Here is a 23,805-nt window from a genome sequence, read left to right as displayed (position 1 = left end):
AAAACAAGCAAAAATGCCGCTTAGCGCTTGACAGCAAAGCGTCATTAGCTATCAATAAAATAGCAAAATCATGTCCCCAACTCCACCGCCGCACGCCGCAGCGCCAGCCCGCCTGGTCGCGGCCATGGCCGCCGCCAGTCTGGCGTGCGCCGTGGCCCAGGCCCAGGAAACCTGCGGCAGCGACCCGGCCACGGCCGCCAACCACAGCGACAACTACCTCCTCGACGGCGATACGGCCATGCACTGGGCCACGGGCCTGGTGTGGAAACGCTGCCTGGAAGGCGCAGCATGGAACGGCGGACAGTGCAGCGGCACGGGCACGGCCAAGAGCTGGAACGGCTGGGCCGACGCCGACCGGCTCGTGCCCAAGACCTTTGTCGGCCAGTCCAGCTGGGGCATCAACGCCGGCCTGAGCCAGAACCTGCTCGTCAGCGGCGGCTGGCGCATGGCCTACAAGAACGAGCTTCTGGGCATCACGACCGACTGCAGCGACGACCCCAAGGTCAACCGCGTGGTGTTTCCCGACACCCCCTCGGTCCGCACCTGGTCCGGCTCGCCCCACGCCTATTACGCCGCCCAGTACGCGTGGCTGGTGGTTTTCAGGGGCGGCCACGACTTCAGCGGCTACCAGCGCAGCGACTCCTACCCGACCCGCCTCGTGCGCGGGGGCCAGGCGTTCGCGCCCCTGGCGCCCACCCACGCCCAGAACGCCGAGCCCGGTGCCTCCGTCTCCTTCGCGCCCCTCGCCATCGCCCCCAGCGACACCGCCGGCCAGGCCTGGGGCGGCGCGCGCATCGCAGGCGCGGGCGGCCCCCAGTTCCAGATCAACGGCGCGGGCGGCTGGCTCACCCAGGCCATCGTGCGCAGCGGCGACACGCTCACCGTGCGCCTCACCGCCCCGGCCGCCCTGGGCACCAGCCATGCCGCCACGCTCACCCTGCGCAGCGGCCAGACCACGGGCACGCAGAGCAACGCCACCAGCGACGGCGGCGAATCCACCGCCCTGCAGGAGACCACGGCCACGTTCATCGTCGCCGCGCACGACCGGGTGGATGGCGCCTGCGGCACCGACGCCGGTACACCCACCCTCACGCCCCCCGGCGCACAGCTGTGCAGCGCGGGTGCGGCCGGCAGCGTGGGCAGCAGCGCCGCCGACTTCGCCTGGACCTGCGCGGGCCTGTACGGCGGCGGTGCGCAGCTGTGCAGCGCCCCGCGCCAGTACCGGGTCACACCCGTGGTGACGGGCAGCGGCACGGTCACGCCCGCCACCGCCCAGGCCGTGGCCTACGGCCAGACCACGCAGTTCACGCTGGCGCCGGCGGCGGGCCAGGTGCTGGCATCGGCCAGCGGCTGCGGCGGCACCCTGGCGGGGGCGGTGTTCACCACCGCGCCCATCCAGGCGGACTGCACGGTGAGCGTGCGCTTTGTCCCGCCCCCCGTGGATGGCGACTGCGGCCCGGCGCAGGGCCAGGCCCGCCTCACGCCCCCCACGGCGGACCTGTGCCGCACGGGCCAACCCGGCGGCATGCTGTCGAGCGGCGGCCAGTACACCTGGGACTGCGCGGGCGAACACGGCGGCACGGCCCGGGCCTGCGCCGCGCCGTGGGCGCCCACGGGCGACACCGGCCTGCGCGCGTCGCTCGACCTGCCCGATGCGGCCGGCAACAACGGCTGGAGCCTGGCAACGGCCGGCGTCGACGCCAATCTGCCGGCCCCGCTGCCTGCGGGCGCACGCAGCGCCTTGCGGCCCCTGCGGCTGGCGCTGACCGGCGGCACGGCGCCGCAGGCCCGCGTCACGGTGCGCTACAGCGCCCCCGTGCCCGCGGGCGCCGTCTATCTGAAGTACGGCCCCAGCCCCGACGGCCTGAACTGCAGCGGCGCGGCCTGCCAGCAGCCGCACTGGTACGCCCTGCCGGGCGCGCAGTTCGCGCCCGACGGCCTGAGCGTGTCGTTCACGCTGACGGACGGCGGCGCGGGCGACGACGACGGCGCGGCCGACCGCCAGATCTCCGACCCCGGCATGCCCGTGCTGCTGGCTGCGCCGCCGGCCGGCGCCCAGGCCATCCCCGCCCTGGGCGCCTGGGGCCTGGCCTGGCTGACGCTGATCGCCGCCTGCACGGGCATGGTGGCGCGCCGCAAAACGCTACCAAAGTAATAGCTATCCGCGCTTTATGAATAACGCCCGCAGCCGTTTTTTACCTAAAAAGACCCCGATTGCGGCACGGCCGCGGCAGCGCACCGCCCCCAGGGGATGTGAGTGTGCGCAAACCAACGAAAATTACCCAATTTCAGGGATGTTGCAAAAAGCCGCAACTGCTTACGATCCACGTCCAGCGCGTCGATGCCCACCGCGCTGCTGCGCAAAACCTGCCCAGCAGCCGGCGAACGCTATCGAACCAAGAGCAGCCGCCCACCCTCACCCCACCAACCGCCCTACCTCAATGCGATCCTCGATGCCTGTTTTCCTGAGCAAGCCCCTGTGCCTGGCGGCCCTGGCGCTGGCCTGCACGGCGGCGCGCGCCGACTGGGTGCTGCCAGCGGGCGCCAGCGCCCATCTGGGCGGCGGCACGGCCAGCATGGGCTGTGTGAATGTACAGTCCAGCGGCACCCTGACCCTGGGCGGCGGCACCCTGGTGGCCGCGCGCGACGTGGCCACCGCTGCCGGCGCTCAGCTGCAGATCGACAGCGGGCAAGTGCAGTTGGCCCAGCAGTGGATCAACGCAGGCACCGTCACGGCCACCAGCGGCGGCGTGACGCGCCAGCCCAGCCCCGGCTGTCCGGTGGTGGGCAAGGCCGGTCCGATACCGCTGACCGCCCCTCCCGGCCCGGGCGGCGCCGGGGGCCCGCATGCCATCCCCACGCTGGGCGAATGGGGGCTACTGCTGCTGTCTGCACTGGCCGCTCTGGCGGGCCTGCGGCGCCTGAGGGCCCCGGCCGCCACGCGCCGCCCCCGCCCCTCCGTTTGATTTCTTTGATAGGACGCTTTCCCATGACCCGCACCCATTGCATTCCGGCGGCCGCCCTGTTGACGGCGCTTGTGGCGGCCCTGCCCGCCGGGGCCACCGACATGAGCTTCACGCCCGCCACGGGCAGCGCCGTGGTGATCAACACCGACGCGGGCGCCCCCGCGCTGCGCGTGGAGCCCTCCGGCGCGGTGCAGGTCCCGGGCCTGCCGGGCACGGCCGCCACGCTGACCACCGCCGTGTGCCATGACGCCGGCGGCGTCCTGGGCCGCTGCGACCCCGCCGCGCTGGCCGGGCCGCAGGGGCCCCAAGGCCCCCAGGGGCCGGCCGGCCCCGCCGGCACCACGGGCTCGGCCGGAGCCCCGGGCGCTCCAGGGGCTCCAGGCACTCCGGGCGCCGACGGCAAGCCCGCCCTGGTCGCCACCACGACGGAGCCGGCCGGCGCCAACTGCGCCACGGGCGGCGTGCGCATGCAGTGGGGCCTGGACGCCAACGGCAACGGCACGCTGGACACGGGCGAGGTGAACGCCGCGCTGACCCGGTACGTGTGCAACGGCCCGCAGGGGCCGCGGGGCCTTGACGGGCCGCAGGGCCCTCAGGGCCCCGCGGGCGCGGGCGGCGTGACCGGGCTGGCCGAGGTGCGCCACGGCTGCTTCCAGGCCAACGCCTCTGTCACCAGCGGCAGCGGCTATACCGCCGCGCTGAACGCTGGCGTCTACACCGTCACCTTCGCCCCCGCCCTGGGCGCGGGCAGCTACACACTGATGCTGGACGCGCGCACCAGCACCGGGCGCGCGCTGGCCATCACCACGGGCGGCGATGTGGACACCGGCCTCACCTTCATCCCGGGGTGGCTGGACGCGGGCGGCGAGACCATCGGCCGCATCTGCTTCATGCTGGCGCGCTGACCATGGCCCGGCTGCACACCCCCTCTTTCGCCCGCACGGCGGCCCTCGGCGCCGGCCTGGCCCTGCTGGCGGCCTGCGCACCGGCCCAGGCCGAAGGGTTCGACCCCTTCATCGGCGCGCTCATGCCCATGGCCGGCAAGGGCGGGAGCGTATGCCCCAGGGACTGGGAGGAGGCCGCGGGGCAAATTCTGCCCATCGCTCCCTATTCGGCACTGTATTCCCTCCTCGGCACCGCCTATGGCGGCGATGGCAAGACCACCTTCGGCCTGCCCGACCTGCGCGGGCGCGCGGCGGTGGGCATGGGCCAGGGCCCCGGGCTCACGGAACTGAGCCAGGGCGAGGCAGGCGGCAGCGCCTGGACCACGCTGACACAGTCGCACCTGCCCGCCCACAGCCACGGGGGCGCCGCCCCTGCTGCCGCCACCCACGCCGCGCCAGGCAATGGGCGCACGCTGGCCCAGGCGCAGAACGCCGGAATCTACGCCGGCAGCACCACCCCGGTCACGCTGGCCCAAAGCAGCCCGGCGGGCCAGAACACGCCCACGCCCGTGCCGACCATGAGCCCCTACGTGACCATCACCTGGTGCATTGCCCTCTACGGCATCTTTCCTCTACGCCCATGAACCCGTCCATGCCCCTGCCCCCCCCTGCCCCCCTGCGCCGCCCGGCCGCGCGGCTGGCGGCACTGTCCACGGCGCTCTGCGCCGCCCTGTGCGCCTCACCCGCCGCCCGGGCCAGCGGCGCTGAGCCCTACATCGGCGAGCTGATGCTGTTCGGCGGCAACTATTGCCCCCTGAACTGGCTGCCGGCCGACGGGCGGACGATGAACATCGCCGACCACGACCTGCTGTTCGCGCTGCTTGGTACCACCTACGGCGGCGACGGCCAGACCACCTTCCGCCTGCCCGACCTGCGCGGGCGCACGGCGGTGGGAACAGGCACCGGCCCTGGCGTGCCGACGAAGAGCCTGGGCCAGAGCGGCGGCGTCGAACACACGACACTGACCGCCAACCACCTGCCCGCCCACATCCACAGCCTGCCCGCCAGCACCCAGCCCGCCGCCCACGCCACGCCGGCGCCGGGCCGCGTGCCGGCCGCGGCGCAAAACGGCGGAGCCTACGCCAGCGCGGGCCCGGCCGCGCACCTGCAGGCCACCGGCGCCAGCGGCGGGCAGCAGGCGTTCAGCGTGCGCAGCCCCTACCTCGCCATGCAGTGGTGCATTGCCATCAACGGCCTCTATCCTTCGCAGAACTGAACAGCATGAAAAACCTGCAAAGCGCCCGTACATACTGCGCAAACAGATACTTTTTCAATAGCGTTTCACGCAGAGCGCGCGCTGCCGCGCTGGCCGCCATGGCGCTGGCCGCCTGCGGCGGCGCGCAGGCGCAACAGCCCTTCATCAGCGAAATGCGCGCCTTCGCCTTTGGCTACTGCCCCAGGGGCTGGGCGCCGGCCGATGGGCGCCTTCTGGCAGTCAACACCAACCAAGCGCTGTTCACGCTGACGGGCACCACCTACGGCGGCGACGGCCGAACCAACTTCGCCCTGCCCGACCTGCGCGGGCGCACGCCGCTGGGCCAGGGCGTCAGCCCGCAGGGTGAATCCTATTGGCGCGGGCAGCAGGGCGGGCAGGAGTCCACCACGCTCACCACCACACAGATGCCCGCGCACACGCACGAGCTCATCGCCACGACTGCCCCGGCCACCCACGCCACGCCCACGGCGGGCGCCCGGCTGGCCCAGGCACAGAACGCCGGCCTGTATGGGGACGCCGCCGCCGCCGACACCACGCTGCCCACCGCCCCCGCCGGCGGCTACCAGCCCTTCGCCACGCGCGACCCCTACCTGGCCATCACCTGGTGCGTGTCCACGGCGGGGGTGTTCCCCTCGAGCAATTAATGGCAAAAACAGCCTTCAGCGCTTTCCCACAAAGCGCAAGAAGCTATTAAATCAATAGCACACGAGCACCTAAACTCCATCCCCGCACCTAGTCCGGCGCCGTGGGGCGAGGGGCCGTGCCGGCCGTCCTGCCGACCCCCGCCCGGCCCCACGGCAGGGGCGCCGCGGGGCCGGCGGCCGCGCCGCCCGGGTGCACCGGCCTGCCGCCAGGGCCTCTGCCCCGCGGCGCAACGGGCTCCATGAGAAAATCGCCTGCTATTTCATTCAGAACACACAGGACGTATCGACCATGGACGCAGAACACATCAACCTCATCGGCACCACCCTCGAAGACCTGACCGAGCGGACGCAAGAGCTACGGAGGTATCTTTGACTACGATGCCAAGTACGAACGCCTGCGCACGGTAAACGCCTCGCTGGAAGACCCGGCCGTCTGGAACGACCCCAAGAAGGCCCAGGAGCTGGGCAAGGAAAAGAAGTCGCTCGATGCCGTGGTGCTGACGCTGCAAAAGCTCACCACCGAGCTGGCCGACAACGCCGAGCTGTACGAGATGAGCAAGGACGAGGGCGATGAAACCGGCCTGGCCACCATCGAGGCCGAGACCGACAAGCTGCGCCTGCTGGTGGAGGAGCTGGAGTTCCGCCGCATGTTCAGCAAGGAGGCCGACCCGCTCAACTGCTACATCGACATCCAGGCCGGCGCCGGCGGCACCGAGGCCTGCGACTGGGCCGGCATGCTGCTGCGCCAGTACCTGAAGTACGCCGAGCGCAAGGGCTTCAAGGCCACGGTGGACGAAGAGACCCCCGGCGACGTGGCCGGCCTCAAGAGCGCCACCATCCACATCGAGGGCGAGTACGCCTACGGCCTGCTGCGCACCGAGACCGGCGTGCACCGCCTGGTGCGCAAGAGCCCGTTCGACAGCTCGGGCGGGCGCCACACCTCGTTCGCGTCGCTGTTCGTCTATCCCGAGATCGACGATTCGATCCAGATCGACATCAACCCGTCCGACGTGCGCACCGACACCTACCGCGCCTCCGGCGCCGGCGGCCAGCACATCAACAAGACGGACTCGGCCGTGCGCCTGACGCACATGCCCACCGGCATCGTGGTGCAGTGCCAGGACGGCCGCAGCCAGCACAGCAACCGCGACGTGGCCTGGCAGCGCCTGCGCTCCAAGCTCTACGAGCACGAGATGCAAAAGCGCATGGAAGAGCAGCAAAAGCTCGAGGACACCAAGACCGACGTGGGCTGGGGCCACCAGATCCGCAGCTACGTGCTGGACAACAGCCGCATCAAGGATCTGCGCACCAACGTCGAGGTCTCCGCCACCCAGAAGGTGCTGGACGGCGACCTGGACGTGTTCATCGAAGCCTCGCTCAAACAGGGCGTGTAAGCACCCGCGCCCGTACAGACTGGAAAGCCCATCGCCATGATGAGAGAAGGACAAGCCCCCGCCATTTACCGTGCCGACTACGCGCCCCCCGCGTTCTGGATCGACACGGTGGATCTCACCTTTGACCTGGACCCGGCCAAGACGCGCGTGCTGAGCCGCCTGCGCGTGCGCCGCAACCCGGACGTGCCGGCCCAGCCGCTGCGCCTGGATGGCGAGGAGCTGAACCTGGCCCGGGTGATGGTCAACGGCGCGGGCACCTCGTTCAAGCTGGACGGCGGGCAGCTGGTGCTGGAGAACCTGCCCGAGGGCGCCGAGCCCTTCGCGCTGGAGATCTTCACCACCTGCGCACCGGCCAAGAACACCCAGCTGTCGGGCCTGTACGTGAGCGGCGACAGGTTCTTCACGCAGTGCGAGGCCGAGGGCTTTAGGCGCATCACCTACTTCCTGGACCGCCCGGACGTGATGGCCAGCTACACCGTCACCCTGCGCGCCAGCAAGGCGCAGTACCCGGTGCTGCTGAGCAACGGCAACATGGTGGACAGCGGCGAGCTGGAGGACGGCCGCCACTTCGCCAAGTGGGTGGACCCGCACAAGAAGCCCAGCTACCTGTTCGCCCTGGTGGCCGGCAAGCTGGTGGCGCGCGAGCAGAAGATCAAGAGCCGCGCGGGGCGCGACCACCTGCTGCAGGTCTACGTGCGCCCGGGCGACCTGGGCAAGACCGAGCACGCCATGAATTCGCTGATGGCCAGCGTGGCCTGGGACGAGGCGCGCTTCGGCCTCAGCCTGGACCTGGACCGCTTCATGATCGTCGCCACCAGCGACTTCAACATGGGCGCCATGGAGAACAAGGGCCTGAACATCTTCAACACCAAGTACGTGCTGGCCAGCCAGTCCACCGCGACCGACGTGGACTTTGCCAACATCGAAAGCGTGGTGGGCCACGAGTACTTCCACAACTGGACGGGCAACCGCGTCACCTGCCGCGACTGGTTCCAGCTGTCGCTGAAGGAAGGCCTGACGGTGTTCCGCGACCAGGAATTCAGCATGGACATGGCGGGCAGCCCCTCGGCGCGCGCCGTCAAGCGCATCGAGGACGTGCGCGTGCTGCGCACCGTGCAGTTCCCCGAGGACGCCGGCCCCATGGCCCACCCGGTGCGGCCCGACAGCTATGTCGAGATCAACAACTTCTACACCGTCACCATCTACGAAAAGGGTGCGGAAGTGGTGCGCATGCAGCACAACCTGGTGGGCCGCGAGGGCTTCGCCAAGGGCATGCAGCTGTACTTCGAGCGCCACGACGGCCAGGCCGTGACCTGCGACGACTTCACCCAGGCCATGGCCGATGCCAACCCCGGCAGCGAGCTGGCCCAGCGCCTCGACCAGTTCAAGCGCTGGTACAGCCAGGCCGGCACGCCGCAGGTGCGGGCCGTGGGCCAGTACGACGCGCAGGCACGCCGCTACACGCTCACGCTGTCGCAAAGCTGCCCGGCCACGCCGGGCCAGCCGGACAAGCAGCCCTTCGTGATCCCCGTGGCGCTGGGCCTGCTGGGCGCCGACGGCAGCGCCCTGCCCTTGCAGCTGGAAGGCGAGGCCGCGCCCGGCGCACCGGAACGCACCGTGGTGCTGACCGAGCCGAGCATGACGCTGACCTTCGTCGATGTCGCCAGCGCGCCCGTGCCCTCGCTGCTGCGCTCCTTCAGCGCGCCGGTGGTCCTGGAGTGCGACTACACCGATGCCGAGCTGCTCACCCTGCTGGCGCACGACGGCGACGCCTTCAACCGCTGGGAGGCCGGCCAGCGCCTGATGCTGCGCATTGCTATCAATGCAATAGCTGACAGCGCAGTATCCACGGGCGCCAACGGCCAAATCGACCAAAACATCCTGCCGGATGCCCTGGTACAGGCCATGCGCAACGTGCTGCGCCACCCCACGCTGGACGCGGCCTTCAAGGAGCTGGTGCTCACCCTGCCGTCCGAGGCCTACATCGCCGAACAGCTCGACGTGGTGGACCCGCAGCGCGTGCACGCCGTGCGCGAGGCCCTGCGCCAGCAACTGGCGGTGGCGCTGCAGGCCGACTGGGTCTGGGCCTGGGAGGAGCACCAGGCCACCGGCGGCTACCGCCCGGACGCGGCATCTGCCGGCCGCCGCGCGCTGGCCGGGCTGGCGCTGTCCATGCTGTGCCAGGCGGCGCACGCCAGCGGCGATGCCGTGTGGCCGGGCAAGACCTACCAGCGCTTCAAGGATGCGGGCAACATGACCGACCGCATCAACGCGCTGGCCGCGCTGGTCACCAGCGGCCATGAGCTGGCCACGCCCGCGCTGGCGCGCTTTCACGCCATGTACAAGGACGATGCGCTGGTGCTCGACAAGTGGTTCGCGCTGCAGGCCGGCGCGCCCGACCGCGGCGGCAACACGCTGCCGGCCGTGCGCCAGCTCATGAAGCATGCGGACTTCCACATCAAGAACCCCAACCGCGCGCGCAGCGTGATCTTCAGCTACTGCAACGCCAACCCCGGCGGCTTTCACCGCGCCGACGCGGCCGGCTATGTCTTCTGGGCCGACCGCGTGCTGGAGCTCGACAGCCTCAACCCGCAGATGGCCGCACGCCTGGCGCGGGCGCTGGACCGCTGGAAGAAGCTGGCCGAGCCCTACCGCACCGCGGCGCGCGAGGCCATTGCCCGCGTTGCCGCCAAGCCCGACCTGTCCAACGACGTGCGTGAAGTCGTCACGCGCGCACTCGCCGATTAAAGAAAGACCCCACCCATGACCGAACGCATCAGCCTCACCCGCTACCTTGTTGAGCAACAGCGCGTGGATGGCCGCATCCCGCCCCAGCTGCGCCTGCTGCTCGAAGTGGTGGCGCGCGCCTGCAAGCGCATCAGCTTCGCCGTGAACAAGGGCGAACTGGGCGACGTGATGGGCACCGCCGGCAGCGAGAACGTGCAGGGCGAAGTGCAGAAGAAGCTGGACATCATCGCCAACGAAACGCTGATCGAAGCCAACGAATGGGGCGGCCACCTGGCGGCCATGGCCAGCGAGGAAATGGAAGGCATCTACGTGGTGCCCAACCGCTATCCGCAGGGCGAGTACCTGCTGATGTTCGACCCGCTGGACGGCTCCTCCAACATCGACGTGAATGTCTCCATCGGCACCATCTTCAGCGTGCTGAAGAAGCCCGAGGGCCACCCCGGCGTGCTGGACAGCGACTTCCTGCAGCCCGGCTCGCAGCAGGTGGCGGCCGGCTACTGCATCTATGGCCCGCAGACCACGCTGGTGCTCACGGTCGGCGACGGCGTGGCCATGTTCACCCTGGACCGCGAGCAAGGCTCGTTCGTCCTGACGCGCGAGAACATCCGCATCCCCGAGGACACCAAGGAATTCGCCATCAACATGAGCAACATGCGCCACTGGGACGCCCCCGTGAAGCGCTACATCGACGAATGCCTGGCCGGCAAGGAAGGTCCGCGCGAGAAGGACTTCAACATGCGCTGGATCGCCAGCATGGTGGCCGACGTGCACCGCATCCTCATGCGCGGCGGCATCTTCATGTACCCCTGGGACAAGCGGGAGCCGCACAAGCCCGGCAAGCTGCGCCTGATGTACGAGGCCAACCCCATGGGCTGGCTGGTCGAACAGGCCGGCGGCGCCGCCACCAACGGCAAGCAGCGCATCCTGGACCTTCAGCCCACCCAGCTGCATGAGCGCGTGAGCGTGATCCTCGGATCAAAAAATGAAGTGGATCGTGTGACAAGCTATCACTCCGGTATATAATTCAATTCTTCGCCGGTGTAGCTCAGTCGGTAGAGCAGCTCATTCGTAATGAGAAGGTCGGGTGTTCGATTCATCTCTCCGGCACCAAGAAAGCAAAAAAACCCCGCTATCAACACAATAGCGGGGTTTTTCTTTTTCTAAGCCATACCGCCGCCACGCGAATTTTCTGTAACGAAGCAGGCGCCCTGCAAAGAAAGAGGCCTCGTCGGCGACTCATGGCAGACACGCCCCGTTGTCGACGCCGGCGCACGGCGATGGGCGTGCGCGCAACTGTGACCGAAAAGCATCGCAAATAAAGCTGATCGGCACATGAATCATGGTTGCAGGATGACTTTCGCGCGTGGTAAAAAAATGCCCTGCGCTCCCCTTCATGAGCCGGCACATCCGTGCCATGGAGGCCAACATGAAGAAAAGCATCCTGGCAATGTCCATCGTGGCCGGACTTGCGGCTGCATCATCGGTCGCAGCCGCCGACAAGCAGCCCAACATCCTGGTCATCTGGGGCGACGACATCGGCTGGCAGAACGTCAGCGCCTACGGCATGGGCACGATGGGCTACACCACCCCAGCCATCGACAGCATCGGCCTGCAGGGCATCCGTTTCACCGACCACTACGCCCAGCCGAGCTCGACCGCCGGCCGCGCCGCGTTCATCACCGGCCAGTACCCGATCCGTTCGGGGATGACCACCGTCGGCCAGCCGGGCGACTCGCTCGGTCTGCAAGCTGCCTCGCCGAGCCTGGCCGAGGTGCTCAAGGGCGCCGGCTACTCGACCGGCCACTTCGGCAAAAACCACCTCGGCGACCGCAACGAGCACCTGCCGACGGTACACGGCTTCGACGAGTTCTTCGGCAACCTCTATCACCTCAACACGCAGGAAGAGGCGGAGCAGCGCGACTACCAGGCCTTCGGCAAGAAGTTCTCCGGCAGCCTCGAAGCCTACGAGAAGCGCTTCGGCACGCGCGGCGTGCTGCACTGCGTGGCCTCGGGTTCCAACGACGGCACCGTTGACCCGCGCTTCGGCCAGGTCGGCAAGCAGAAGTGCACCGACACCGGGCAACTGACCCAGGAACGAATGAAGGATTTCGACGGCAGCGAAGTGATCCCGCGCGCCGAGACCTTCATGAAGCAGGCCCAGAAGAGCGGCAAGCCTTTCTTTGTCTGGCTCAACACCAGCCGCATGCACCTCTACACCCGCCTCAACGACAAGTGGCGCTACGCGGCCGAGAAATACACCTCGGAAGCCGACTACCACGGTAGCGGCATGCTGCAACACGACAGCGACATCAAGGGCGTGCTGCAATTCCTCAAGGACAACGGCCTCGATGAAAACACCATCATCTGGTACTCGACCGACAATGGCCCCGAGCATTCCTCCTGGCCGCATGGCGCGACGACGCCCTTCCGCGGCGAGAAGATGACCACCTACGAGGGCGGCGTGCGCGTGATCTCGATGCTCAAGTGGCCGGGCGTCGTCCAGCCGGGCCAGATCAAGACCGGCATCCAGTCGCACATGGACATGTTCACATCGCTGGCCACGGCGGCGGGCGTGGATAACGTCACCGAGAAGATGAAGAAGGAGAAGAAGCAGTACATCGACGGGGTGAACAACGTCCCCTACTGGACGGGCAAGAGCGAGGAGTCGGCGCGCGACCACCTTTTCTACTACTACGAAAGCAAGCTCACCGCAGTGCGCATGGGCCCGTGGAAGTGGCACTTCTCGACCAAGGAAGACTACTACGCCAACGTCGTTCCGCGCACGGTGCCCCTGGTGTTCAACCTGCGCATGGACCCTTTCGAAACCTACGACAACAAGGACTCCTACGGTCACCTGCTGCAGAAGGTCAGCTGGCTGATGCAGCCGATGGGTCAACTGGTCGGCCAGCACCTGACGACGCTCAAGGACTACCCGCCGGTTCAGGGCGGCAAGACTTTCGATATGTCCAACCTGGTCGGCGACTTCCTGCAGAAGGGCATGGACTGAGCTTCGACGCCGAACCGGCGACGGCAATGGTCGCCGCAGGTTGGCGTTTTTCCGCGCCCGAACACTATGATTCCGATCCATCCCCTGCCGCCGGAACCGCCGCTGCGGCTCCCGGCGCCCGCCCCGGGCCAGACCTACCGCTTCCACACCATGGTCAAGCCGGCCGGCGCGCAGTGCAACCTCGACTGCAGCTACTGCTTCTACCTGCACAAGGAAGACCTGCTGCAGCAGCCCAAAATGCCGCGCATGAGCGAGTCTTTGCTCGAAGCGCACATCCGCCAGTACATCGAAGCGCAGAACGGCCCCGAAGTCGTCTTCAGCTGGCAGGGCGGCGAACCGACGCTGATGGGCCTGCCCTTCTTCCGGCGCATCGTCGAACTGCAGCGCCAGTACCGCAAGCCGAACCAGCGCATCGAGAACGACCTGCAGACCAACGGCATCCTGCTCGACGACGAGTGGTGCGCCTTCCTCAAGGCCGAGAGCTTCCTCGTCGGACTGTCAATCGACGGCCCGGCCGAACTGCACGACCGTCACCGTTACAACAAGGGCGGCCAGCCAACGCACGCCCGGGTGATGGCCGCCGTCGAGCGCCTGCACCGGCACGGCGTCCCCTTCTCCGCCTTGTGCGTGGTCAACCGCGACAACGCCAAGCGTCCGATAGACGTCTACCGCTTCCTGCGCGACCAGGTGCGGCCGCGCCTGATCCAATTCACCCCCTGCATCGAGCGCCGCGATTTCCGCCACTGCGCGCCCGGGCACTGGCCGGCCGAGCGGCTGCCGGTGCAGGGCAGCGATCGCGCTCGCCCGGGACACCCCGAGTCGGTCGTCACCGAGTGGTCGATCGATCCCGACGACTGGGGCTATTTCCTCGGCCGCGTCTGGGACGAGTGGTTCGCCAAGGACTTCGGCACGGTCTTCGTCGACCAATTCGAGAACATCGTCTCGATGCTGTTCGGCGCCGGCGCGCAGAAATGCATTTCGGCCGAAATCTGCGGCAAGGCGCTGGCCCTCGAACACGACGGCACGCTCTACGCCTGCGACCACTTCGTTTACCCCGAGTACCGCCTGGGCAACATCGGAGACACCCACGAGGGCGACCTCGCCTTCTCCGAAGCGCAGAAGAAATTTGCCTACGCCAAGTCGGACACCCTGCCCGGCTGCTGCAAGGCCTGCCCCTACCTGCGCCTGTGCTGGGGCGACTGCCCGAAGGACCGCTTCACCACCTAGGCAGACGGCGAACCTGGGTTGCATTACCTGTGCTCGGGCCTCAAGCGCTTCTTCCACAAGACCACCGCCGCACGCGGGGAGTTGGCGCGGCGGCTGGGGCGGCCACCACGCTAACCGGCTACTGGAGTTGGACTCCAGGAAGCAAGCCGTTGGCAAGCAACTTACCGCGAGGTGCCGGTTCGCCAAGGGCGCGCCAGAGGCCGCCAGGCAACGGCAGCCACATGGTTTAAGCAGGCCCAGTCGGGCAACACCACACCCGAAACACGCAAGCCAGCGAACTTCGATTCCACGGAAGACGACCATTCCACCAAGGGCTGGCGCACACACTTCAGGCGCGCTTCCTGCCGTGTCCAGGCGTCAACAAACGCTTTCGAGAACGCGGCTGACGAGGTGTGGCTTCCCAGGGCGGAGACATCGCCAGGCGGCAGGTAGAGGACGGCGGTTCGCCACAGCTCGTCTGTGCAGCCCGCAGGATCGATGGCTGCCAGATCCGCCCCCACCTCGCCGCCCGCGAACAGCGCCAGCACGATAGTGTCCGCCGCATAGCTGATGGACAGACCGACATGTGGCCAGGCCAAGGCCTGCACCGGCTGGCCGCGCACATTGCTGAGGACGATGGCGTCGGGCGTACAGCGAAACTCCTCGGCCAGCAGGTGTTGCAGCGCTGCGCGAGCGGCGTGCCGCGCCCGCGCGCGCGTGGACTCCGGCGCCTCGCCCGGCAGCCCTTTGGGCGCAGGCATGGCAAACACCTGTGGCAAGGCACCAGGGTGGTCGCCAGCAAAGCGGCAAGCCGTCAGCGCGGATGGGAGCATGGTCACGACGAAGTCGGTGGGATGCGCCATGGCGACGCTGGCAGCCCGTGCCAGCAGGTGCGCGCCGGAATGCTCTCGCCCTTCATCACCAGCGTCAGCGGGCCGAGCTGGGCGCCGTCGCCCACCCGCGCGCCGTACAGCACGGTGCAGCGTGGCCCCAGGGTGACGCGGCTGCCAATCTTCACATGGTCGATCTTCATCACGCGGTCTTCAAACAGGTGCGTCTGCGGGCAGCACTGGGCATTCAGCTCGCTGTGGTCGCCGATGCTCACGCAGTCGAATTCGGTCATGTCGGTGGTGTCCAAGTACACACCGCGGCCGATCTTCGCGCCCAGCAGGTTCAGGGCGTCGGAGAGCCAGGGCGTTCCGCGCAGGTAGCGCAGCAGCCAGGGAACTGCAATGCCCTCATAAAGGTTGGTCGCCGCCTCCGACAACCACACGAAGGGCGTCCACATCGGCACCGCGCGCTGCCGATAGCGCCCCACAGAGAGCCACTTGAACAGCGCCACGAACATAAAGGTGGCAAAGCCAAACAACACGCCACCCACCGCCAGGTCGACGACCACCGCGCCCCAGCGGTCGGCCTCGGCCAGCGGCATGGCATCCAGCACGATGGCGTAGCCGACCGCGATGACCAACGCGTGCGGTGCGGCAATGCGGAAAGCCTCGACCAGTCCACGGCCCAGCTTGCGCCACTTTGACGGAGCGAAGGTCAGGTGCTCGGGAAACCCGCTCACGACCTCGCGCGCGGGCAGGTGCAGCGGTGGCGAACCCAGCCAGGTGTCACCCTCCTGCATGCTGGCGTTGCGTGGCACGGCGCTCATCACGCCGATCAGCACGTTCTTGGGCACGGTGGTGCCGTCGGGCACGTAGGCGCCATTGCCGATGAAGCTGCGGCGCGACACCACGGTGGGCTGCACCGTCATCCAGCCGCCGTCGATGTGCTCATCCCCCAGCATCACGGCGTCGGCGATGAAGCATTCGTCGCCCAGCGTCAGCATGTCGGGGACCACACCCAGCGCGGTAGAGAGTTCGGTCTCCTTGCCGACCTTGGCGCCCAGCAGGCGGTACCAGCCGGCGCTGTAGATGGTGGCGTAGATGCCGTGCAGCACCGCCAGGCTGGACTCCTGGATCTGGCTGACCAGCCACTTGGCCAGATAGCGGTTGCTGTGGATCGGCCAGGAGCCGGCCTGCATCCTGGGCAGAAAGGCCCAGCGGAGCAGCGCCGACAGCAGTACGGTGGCGAGGATGAACACCAGACTGGCCGGTAGCGCCAGCACGAAGAACTTCACCAGCCGCAGGCCGAACGCCTGCAGCGCGGTGAGGCTGCCGTCGTCGACCAGCGGGCGCACGGACAGCTCGGGAACGTCGAGCCAGTCGATCAGCAAAAAGGTAGGAAACACCGGCATGAAGAACAGCACCCCCACCGTCAGCGCGCCGACGATGAAGAACAGGTTCTCCCAGGCCAGGCGACCACGGCCCGCCGGCGGACGTGGCGGCAGACTGGCGGGGTTGAAGTCGCCGCGCTCGCGCGCGGGCGAACCGTGCCAGACCTTGTACGCCGGCACCTGCTGCCCTGCACCCAGGGCCGACTGGCCTTCGAGGTGCCCGTGATCGCCGATGGTGGTGTTGCCTTCTATGACGGCGTAGGAGCCGACGCAGGCGTCGCGGCCGATGTCGATACGCCCCAGGTGCAGCAGGCCGCCTTCGACGCGTGCGTTCTCCAGGTTCACCGCATTGCCGATGCTGGTGCCCTCGCCGATGCTGATCAGCTCGGGCACGCGCAGGCTCACCGAGCCGAGGCTGACCTCCGGCCCCACCCGCGCACCCATCAGGCGCAGCCAGCCCGCATACAACGGTGAGCCGGTGATCATGTAGGTCGGAACGGCCTCGGTCAGCCGGTCGGCCAGCCACCAGCGGTAATAGACCCAGCCCCAGAGCGGGTAGCTGCCGGCCTTCAGCCGCCCGGCGATCAGCCATTTGCCCGCCCAGGCGATGGCGAACTGCATCAGCGTCGCTGCGAGAAAGGTGAGCACCGAGGCGAACACCGCGAACAGCACCGTGTCGTCCGGCTCGCCGGTATTGAAGTGGTAGGCGAAAAAGGGCGCCAGCCACTGCGCCATGCTCAACAGCACCAGGAACAGAATCACCAGCCCCTGCGCAATGCCGCAGCGCCAGCGGCGCCAGGCGCTGTGGATGCGAAACGGTCGCTCGGTTGCCACGGTGCCGGCATCGGCCATGCCCGCCTGCAGCGCCTCGGCGATCAGGCCGATCCTGCGGTTGCTGTAGATGTCACTGACGGTGGCCTGGGCGAAGCGTGCGTCCTGCCGCAGCGCGCTGGTGATGCGTGCTGCGAACAGCGAATGGCCGCCCAGGTCGCTGAAAAAGTCCAGCTCGCGGCGGATCGGCTGGCCGGGGAACAGCTTCTCGAGCGCGGCGAACAGCACCTCCTCCGCCGGGGTCACGGGCGTGTCTGAACCATCTACGGGTGCGGCGGCGGCCAGCGGCTGCACTTTGAGTGCCTTGCGGTCAATCTTGCCGCTGGGCAGCCGCGGCATGGCGGGAAGCGCCTCAAAGCGTGCCGGCACCATGTAGGGTGGAAGCTTGTCGGCCAGCCCCGCGCGCAGCGCCGGAGTGTGCGGCGGGCCATCGCCGGTGGGCACATAGAAGGCGACGAGTTGGTCAATGCCCTCTTCCTTGCGCAGCAGCACAGCGGTGGTGCCCACGCCAGGTTGCGCGGCAAGCACGGCCTCGATCTCCCCCAACTCGACACGAAAACCGCGAATCTTCACCTGATCGTCCGCGCGGCCCAGGCACTGCATTTGCGGCGTGCCGTCGGCCCTGAACTCGACCCTGGCCAGATCGCCCGTGCGGTACAGGCGCGCATCCTGCTCGCTGCGCGCCCAGGGATTGGGCAGGAACTTCTCGGCCGTCAGTTCCGGCCGGCCCAGATAGCCGGCGGCCACGCCGGGGCCGGTAATGCACAGCTCGCCGGTTTCGCCGAAGGGCAGAATTTTCAAAGGCGCCACCACGCCGTTCGCGATGCTGTCCGGGTCGATCACCTCTATGACCAGCAGGCCGTAGTTGGGCAGCGCCTCACCGATGGTCACCAACTCGCCCGCCTTCAATTCCGCCAGCGAGGCCGATACCGTGGCCTCGGTCGGGCCATAGGTGTTGAACATCTGCCGCCCAGGCGCCCAGCGCTCGACCAGTGCCTGCGGGCACATTTCGCCGCCCAGATTGATGATGCGCAGATTGGGCACGTCCTGCGCGAACAGCGCCAGCAGCGTGGGCACGGCGTGCAGCACCGTCACGTCGTGCTCGATCAGCGCACGCGGCAACGCCTCGGGGTCGCCGGCGATTTCTTTCGGCGCAATCCAGAGCGTCGCGCCAACGAGGTAGCTGATCCAGATTTCCTCGAAGCTCATGTCGAAGGCGACGGAAAATCCCTGGTAGACCTTGTCGTCCTCGCGCACGCCCAGGCGCGCGTTCTCACTGCGCAGAAAGTGGGCGATGCTGCCCTGCGTAATGGCGATGCCCTTGGGCTTGCCGGTGGAGCCGCTGGTATAGATGACGTAGGCGGTGTGCCCAGGGCCTGCGCCCTCGCGGTGGCGCCGCGCCGTGCCATCCGGCAGCGGTGCCAGCAGTTCGTGCGCGGTCAGGATGCGGGCCGTGATGCCGTCCTGCCGCCGCGCAGGCTTGCCGTGCTGCTCATCGATCAACAAAGCCTTGGCGGACGCATCCTCCAGGCAGGTGGCGATACGGTCGGTGGGCACGTCGGCATCGAAAGGCAGCCAGGCTGCGCCGGTCTTGGCGATGGCCAACTGGCACGCCAGCAGTTCGATGCCGCGCGGGTGCCACAGGCCCACCATGTCGCCCGGCTTCACGCCCGCCTCGATGAGACGGTGCGCCGCACGGTCGGCGGCGGCGTCCAGCTCGGCATAGGTCAGGTGGCGGAGGCCAAAGACCAGCGCCGTTTTGTCCGGCACGCGGGCGGCGGTGGCTTCGAAGATGTCGGCCAGGATCTCATGGCGCAGCAGATCAGGCCGGTCGGGACCGTGCAGGATGAAACTCGGGGGCATGTTCTTATTTGCGTGTGAGGAGCTGCACGTCTGCGGACGGTTGCGTGTGTTCAAACCAGAACGCTGCATCAGCGGTGGCCGATGACACAGCGCAAGGGTAAAGGATGTCCTGGGGTGCCTGCCAACATCCGCGCTCGTGGCGTCATTCCGTGCAGCCTGCCGTGTACTCAATGCGTGCCGTTGCCGACACCGGATGGCCCCTGGCGCCTGCAATGGCGCCACACCGCATAGCCCAAGGCGAGGGCCAGCAACACCGCCGCCAGCGCCCCCTCGTAGCGCCGCAACTCACCGAGGAGCAGTTCCGCGGCCTGGCCGAAGAGCCAGCCCATACTGGCCAGCAGCACGGCCCAGAGCAGCGCGCCCAGCGCGTTGAAGAGCGCAAAGCGCTCCCACCGCATGCCACTGGCACCGATCAGCACGGGGCCGGCGATCCGGAATCCGTACAAAAACCGCACCGCCAGCACCACCCAGACACCGCGGCGCGCCAGCCACACGTCCATCTTGCGCCGCTGCTCAGCGATGTGCGGCCAGCGCGCAAGGACCTGCGAAGCGAAGCGCCTCCCCAGCAGGAAAAAGCCCATGTCACCGGCAAACCCCGCAAGCGTTGCGACCACGACCACCCAGGGCCACTGCAGGTAGCCACGGTGCGCCGCAAAACCGGCCAGCAGCAGAACGGTTTCACCTTCCAACAGGCAACCGGCCGCGACAGCCCAGTAGCCGTAGCTCGCAATCCAGGCGGCGATGTCCATATCAATGTCCCGCAAAGGTGCGCACGCCCGTCACACGCCACCGGCGTCGATGAACGCCCACGAAGCCGCCCAGAAGCGACGCGCCGCGATGCCTGCCCGAACATGGGCGGTGTGCTTGTGCGCCTATGGCTGGCAACGCTTCGGATGCACTCATGCCACCACCATCCCCACCACCGCCAGCGCCATGCAGCCCGTGGCCAGCCAGCCAAGCCAGCGCACACGCCGCCCGATCGTGTGCTCGCCCATCACGTCGGCGCGCGTGGCCAGTCGCATCAGGATGGCCATGATCGGGACCGCCACCACGCCATTGATGACCGCCGACCAGAACAGCTCCTTCATCGGGTCTATGGACGTGAAGCACAGGATGACACCGACCATGGTGGCGACCGCGATCACGCTGTAGAACCCCTTGCCCTCGCCCTTGTCCAGCCGCAGGCTCAGGCTCCCGTGCCAGCCGGTGGCACCGGCCACCGCGTAGGCGGCCGATCCCGCCAGCACTGGCACGGCCAGCATGCCGGTGCCGATGATGCCCAGACCGAACAACAGAAACGCGAACTCGCCCGCCACCGGCCGCAGGGCTTCCGCGGCCTGGGCAGAGGTCTGGATGTCATGCACGCCCGACACGTACAGCGTGGCAGCCGTGCTGAGCATGATGCAGAAGGCGATCAGGTTGGAGAAACCCATGCCCACGAGCGTGTCCGTGCGTATGCGTGCCAGGTGAAAGCGCACCTCGTCGCTGTCATGCGGGCGAAAGCCCTTGTCTTCGACCTCCTGGCTGGCCTGCCAGAAGAACAGGTAGGGACTGATGGTGGTGCCCAGCACGGCGACGATGGTCAGGAACATGTCGTGCCCGCCCGGCAGCTGCGGCCACACCACGGCCCGGGCCACCGCCGGCCAGTCGATGCGCACGCTGAACACCACCGCCACGTAGGCGAACAGCGCCAATGTCAGCCACTTGAGCCAGCGCACATAGCTCTGGTAGGGCAGAAACACCTGCAGCACCAGACACAGCAGACCGAACGTGACGGCATAGATGTGCGCCGAGCCACCCACCAGCAGGCGCAGCACTTCGGCCATTGCGGCAATGTCGGCGCCGATGTTGAGCGTGTTGGCGCCCACCAGCAGCCCAACGCAGCCATGCAGCACCCAGCGCGGATAGCGTGCGCGGATGTTTTCCGAAAGCCCCTTGCCGGTGACGTAGCCGATGCGCGCGCTGACCAACTGGATCGCCGCCATCAGCGGCAGCGTGATCACCACCGTCCACAGCATCGACAGGCCGAACTGCGCCCCGGCCTGCGAATAGGTGGCGATGCCGCTGGGGTCGTCGTCGGCGGCGCCGGTGATCAAGCCGGGGCCAAGCTGGCGCAGGCCCTGCGGCATGCTGGCGGTGTGGACTGGTGCCTTTGCTCTAGTCATCCATGCTCCCCGTTTCGCGCAACCATGCGCTGATAGAACCAGCGCTTGACGATCTCCACCAGCGTCAGGTAGACCACCATCAACCCCGCCAGCAGGCCAAAGAACTCCGGCGGCAACGGCGTGAAGCCCAGCATGGCCGCCAGCGGCGTGAAGGGCAGGACCATGGCCGCCCCCACAATGCCGAGCGAGGTGAGCAGCAGGATCGGGTGCGGGCGGCTCTTGAATGGGCTGCCGCGTGTGCGGATGATGAAGATCACCAGCACCTGCGTAGCCAGTGACTCCACGAACCAGCCGGTATGGAACAGCCGCTCGTCGGCGTCCAGAACCTTCAGCAGCAGCCAGAAGGTGAGGAAGTCGAAGATGGAGCTGATGGGCCCGATGCTCATCATGAAGTTGCGGATGAAGCCCATGTCCCAGCGGCGCGGGTGGGCCAAGTCTTCTTCGTCCACGTGGTCCAGCGGCAGCGGCAGCTCCGACAAGTCGTACAGGAAGTTGTTGAGCAGGATCTGCAACGGCAGCATCGGCAGGAACGGCAGGAGCAGCGTCGCCGCCGCCATGCTGAACATGTTGCCGAAGTTGGAGCTGGTGGCCATCATGAGGTACTTCATCACGTTGCCGAAGGTGCGCCGGCCCTCGCGGATGCCGGCATGCAGCACGTTCAGGTCGTTCTCCAGCAGGATCATGGCCGCGGCCTGCTTGGCGACGTCGACTGCGCTGTCGACCGAGATGCCGACGTCAGCGGTGTGCAGCGAGGGCGCATCGTTGATGCCGTCGCCCAGGTAGCCGACCACGTGGCCGCGAGCCTTCAGGGCCAGCAGCACGCGGTTCTTCTGCTGCGGGTTGGCGCGTGCGAACAGGTTCACGTCTGCCACGCGCACGCGCAGCGCATCGTCGTTCATGGCTGCCATCTCGGTGCCGGTCAGCACGCCGGTGACGGCCATGCCCAGTTCGGCAAACACATGGCGCGCCACCTGCTCGGTGTCGCCGGTGATGATCTTCACCGCCACGCCGCTGGCGGCCAATGCCTGCAGGGCGGGTCTGGCGCTGGCCTTGGGCGGATCCAGAAAGGCTGCGAAGCCGGCGAACACCAGCTCGCTCTCATCCCCTACCACGGCGTCGGTCAGGGTTTCGGGCTCACGCTTGTAGGCGACGGCCAGCACGCGGAAGCCGTCTGCCCCCAGGCGGTCGAACAAGGCCTTGACTTGCGACTGAGCTTCGGCATTGAACGTTTTTGGCTGCTGACGCCCATCTGACAAGCGCGAATAGCTATTAAATTCATAGCTTACACAGAGACGCAGCACATCCTCCGGCGCCCCCTTGACGATCAGCAGGCGGTCGCTGTCCGGCCCGCCCTTGCGCTGCACCAGCACCGACACCCGCCGCCGCTCGAAGTCGAACGGCACCTCGTCGATCTTGGTCCAGCCGCCCACATCGATGTGCTGGTGCGCCAGGATGGCATCGTCCATCGGGCTCTTCAGCCCGCTTTCGAAGAAGCTGTTCAGGTAGGCCAGCTCCAGCACGCGCTCGCTCTCATTGCCCTGCGGGTCGACGTGCTTTTCCAGCCGGATGCGCGCCTCGGTCAGCGTGCCGGTCTTGTCGGTGCACAGCACGTCCATCGCGCCCATGTCCTGGATCGCGGTGAGCCGCTTGACGATCACCTTGGCCTGGGCCATGCGCATCGCCCCGCGCGCCAGCGTGACCGACACCACCATCGGCAGCAGTTCGGGCGTCAGGCCCACCGCCAGCGCAACGGCGAACAGGAAGGATTCGAGCAGCGGCCGGTGGAAGGCCGCATTGACCAGCAACGTGAACAGCACCAGCAGCAGCGTCAGCCGCATGATGAGCAGGCCGAAGCGGCGCGTGCCGACCTCGAAGGCGGTCGGAGGCGGCGGCTTTTCCAGGCTGGTGGCGATCTGGCCTATGGCGGTGCGCTTGGCAGTGCGCATCACCAGCGCGCGGGCCGAGCCACTGACCACCGAACTGCCCATGAAGAGGGCACTGTCCGCCTCGGCGTTCCAGGCCGCCTCGTCGATGGGCGAGCCGGCGTGGCGCTCCACCGGGTACGGCTCGCCGGTCAACAGCGCCTGGTTGACGAAGAAGTCCTTGGCTTCGAGTACCTGCGCATCGGCCGGAATGAGGTCGCCCGCCGACAGCAGCACCACGTCGCCCGGCACCAGTTCGGTCGCGGCCCGCTCCTGCAGTGCGCCGTCGCGCAGCACCCGCACCTTGAGCGCGACCTGCGACGCCAGCTTCTCGGCGGCCTGGCCCGCACGGTGTTCCTGCACGAAGTCGAGGACCACCGACAGCAGCACCATCACCGCCACCACGGTGGCGCTGGCGGCGTCGCCCGTGGCGGCCGATATCACGCTGGCGGCCAGCAGGATCAGCACGAGCGGGTTGCGAAAACGCGAAAGAATCTGCAGCAGCGCGCTCTGGCGCCGGGGTTTGAGCTGGTTGGGGCCGAAACGGACCAGCCGCGAGGCCGCTTCGGCGCTGGTCAGGCCGAGGGCTGGGGTGATTGGCACTTCCTCAGAGGTCACAGAATCCTCCTACGAGCCAACAAGGCCCTGGGCGTCGTGAAGCCCTGGTGGCCTGGAAAG

Annotated in this window: 16 protein-coding genes and 1 tRNA gene; 12 read left to right on the top strand and 5 right to left on the bottom strand. The window is 68.0% G+C overall.

All coding sequences use genetic code 11. From position 1 onward, the window contains the following. Positions 1–70: 70 nt before the first annotated feature. From BP68_RS17945 to BP68_RS17890, 12 genes are all read left to right on the top strand, one after another. Positions 71–2,155, top strand: coding sequence for an Lcl C-terminal domain-containing protein (locus BP68_RS17945; protein WP_496374297.1), 2,085 nt, complete (start codon positions 71–73; stop codon positions 2,153–2,155). Between the two features lie 298 nt (positions 2,156–2,453). Then, positions 2,454–2,966: an IPTL-CTERM sorting domain-containing protein gene (locus BP68_RS17940; protein WP_496374295.1), complete on the top strand. Its 513-nt coding sequence runs from the start codon at positions 2,454–2,456 to the stop codon at positions 2,964–2,966. Between the two features lie 23 nt (positions 2,967–2,989). After that, on the top strand, positions 2,990–3,871 hold the full coding sequence (locus BP68_RS17935; protein WP_496374293.1) for a DUF7151 family protein: 882 nt from the start codon (positions 2,990–2,992) through the stop codon (positions 3,869–3,871). Between the two features lie 2 nt (positions 3,872–3,873). After that, entirely contained in the window at positions 3,874–4,494 is a 621-nt protein-coding gene (locus BP68_RS17930) for a phage tail protein (RefSeq protein WP_496374291.1), read from the top strand. A gap of 8 nt (positions 4,495–4,502) precedes the next feature. Next, positions 4,503–5,126: a phage tail protein gene (locus BP68_RS17925; protein WP_496374289.1), complete on the top strand. Its 624-nt coding sequence runs from the start codon at positions 4,503–4,505 to the stop codon at positions 5,124–5,126. Positions 5,127–5,224: 98 nt separating this feature from the next. Further along, positions 5,225–5,770 carry a phage tail protein gene (locus BP68_RS17920; RefSeq protein WP_496374287.1) on the top strand — a complete coding sequence of 182 codons (546 nt, stop codon included), beginning with the start codon at positions 5,225–5,227 and terminating at the stop codon, positions 5,768–5,770. Between the two features lie 289 nt (positions 5,771–6,059). Further along, positions 6,060–7,164 (top strand): peptide chain release factor 2 gene (prfB, locus tag BP68_RS17915; protein WP_496374285.1). Its coding sequence is split into 2 segments (ribosomal slippage): positions 6,060–6,140 and positions 6,142–7,164, totalling 1,104 coding nucleotides; the frame shifts between segments, so codons are not numbered across the junction. A gap of 39 nt (positions 7,165–7,203) precedes the next feature. After that, positions 7,204–9,912, top strand: coding sequence for an aminopeptidase N (gene pepN / locus BP68_RS17910; protein WP_496374325.1), 2,709 nt, complete (start codon positions 7,204–7,206; stop codon positions 9,910–9,912). Between the two features lie 15 nt (positions 9,913–9,927). Next, positions 9,928–10,935, top strand: coding sequence for a class 1 fructose-bisphosphatase (locus BP68_RS17905; RefSeq protein ID WP_496374283.1), 1,008 nt, complete (start codon positions 9,928–9,930; stop codon positions 10,933–10,935). A gap of 11 nt (positions 10,936–10,946) precedes the next feature. After that, positions 10,947–11,022 (top strand) — tRNA-Thr (locus BP68_RS17900). A gap of 316 nt (positions 11,023–11,338) precedes the next feature. After that, positions 11,339–12,919: an arylsulfatase gene (locus BP68_RS17895; RefSeq protein ID WP_496374281.1), complete on the top strand. Its 1,581-nt coding sequence runs from the start codon at positions 11,339–11,341 to the stop codon at positions 12,917–12,919. Between the two features lie 66 nt (positions 12,920–12,985). Beyond that, on the top strand, positions 12,986–14,146 hold the full coding sequence (locus tag BP68_RS17890) for an anaerobic sulfatase maturase (protein ID WP_496374279.1): 1,161 nt from the start codon (positions 12,986–12,988) through the stop codon (positions 14,144–14,146). Positions 14,147–14,307: 161 nt separating this feature from the next. Here the strand turns inward: BP68_RS17890 and BP68_RS17885 are convergent, their stop codons facing one another. The 5 genes from BP68_RS17885 to mgtA form a co-directional block, all read right to left on the bottom strand. Beyond that, a complete protein-coding gene (locus tag BP68_RS17885) occupies positions 14,308–14,988 on the bottom strand; it encodes a 4'-phosphopantetheinyl transferase family protein (RefSeq protein WP_496374277.1) in 681 nt (226 codons plus the stop codon). Further along, positions 14,961–19,040: a Pls/PosA family non-ribosomal peptide synthetase gene (locus tag BP68_RS17880; RefSeq protein ID WP_496374275.1), complete on the bottom strand. Its 4,080-nt coding sequence runs from the start codon at positions 19,038–19,040 to the stop codon at positions 14,961–14,963. Before BP68_RS17880 ends, BP68_RS17885 begins: the two co-directional genes overlap by 28 nt. Before the next feature lie 167 nt (positions 19,041–19,207). Beyond that, complete coding sequence (locus BP68_RS17875; RefSeq protein ID WP_496374273.1) at positions 19,208–19,789, bottom strand: DedA family protein; 582 nt, start codon at positions 19,787–19,789, stop codon at positions 19,208–19,210. Positions 19,790–19,939: 150 nt separating this feature from the next. Beyond that, positions 19,940–21,205, bottom strand: a complete 1,266-nt coding sequence (locus BP68_RS17870) for an NRAMP family divalent metal transporter (protein WP_496374271.1) — start codon at positions 21,203–21,205, stop codon at positions 19,940–19,942. Beyond that, complete coding sequence (gene mgtA, locus BP68_RS17865) at positions 21,202–23,745, bottom strand: magnesium-translocating P-type ATPase (protein WP_496374269.1); 2,544 nt, start codon at positions 23,743–23,745, stop codon at positions 21,202–21,204. The genes BP68_RS17870 and mgtA overlap by 4 nt, the downstream gene beginning before the upstream one ends. Positions 23,746–23,805: the final 60 nt, after the last annotated feature.

It is taken from the genome of Diaphorobacter oryzae DSM 22780, assembly GCF_059568935.1.
Note: the sequence above shows the minus strand (reverse complement) of the source record. Positions and strands in the feature narration are given on the sequence as shown.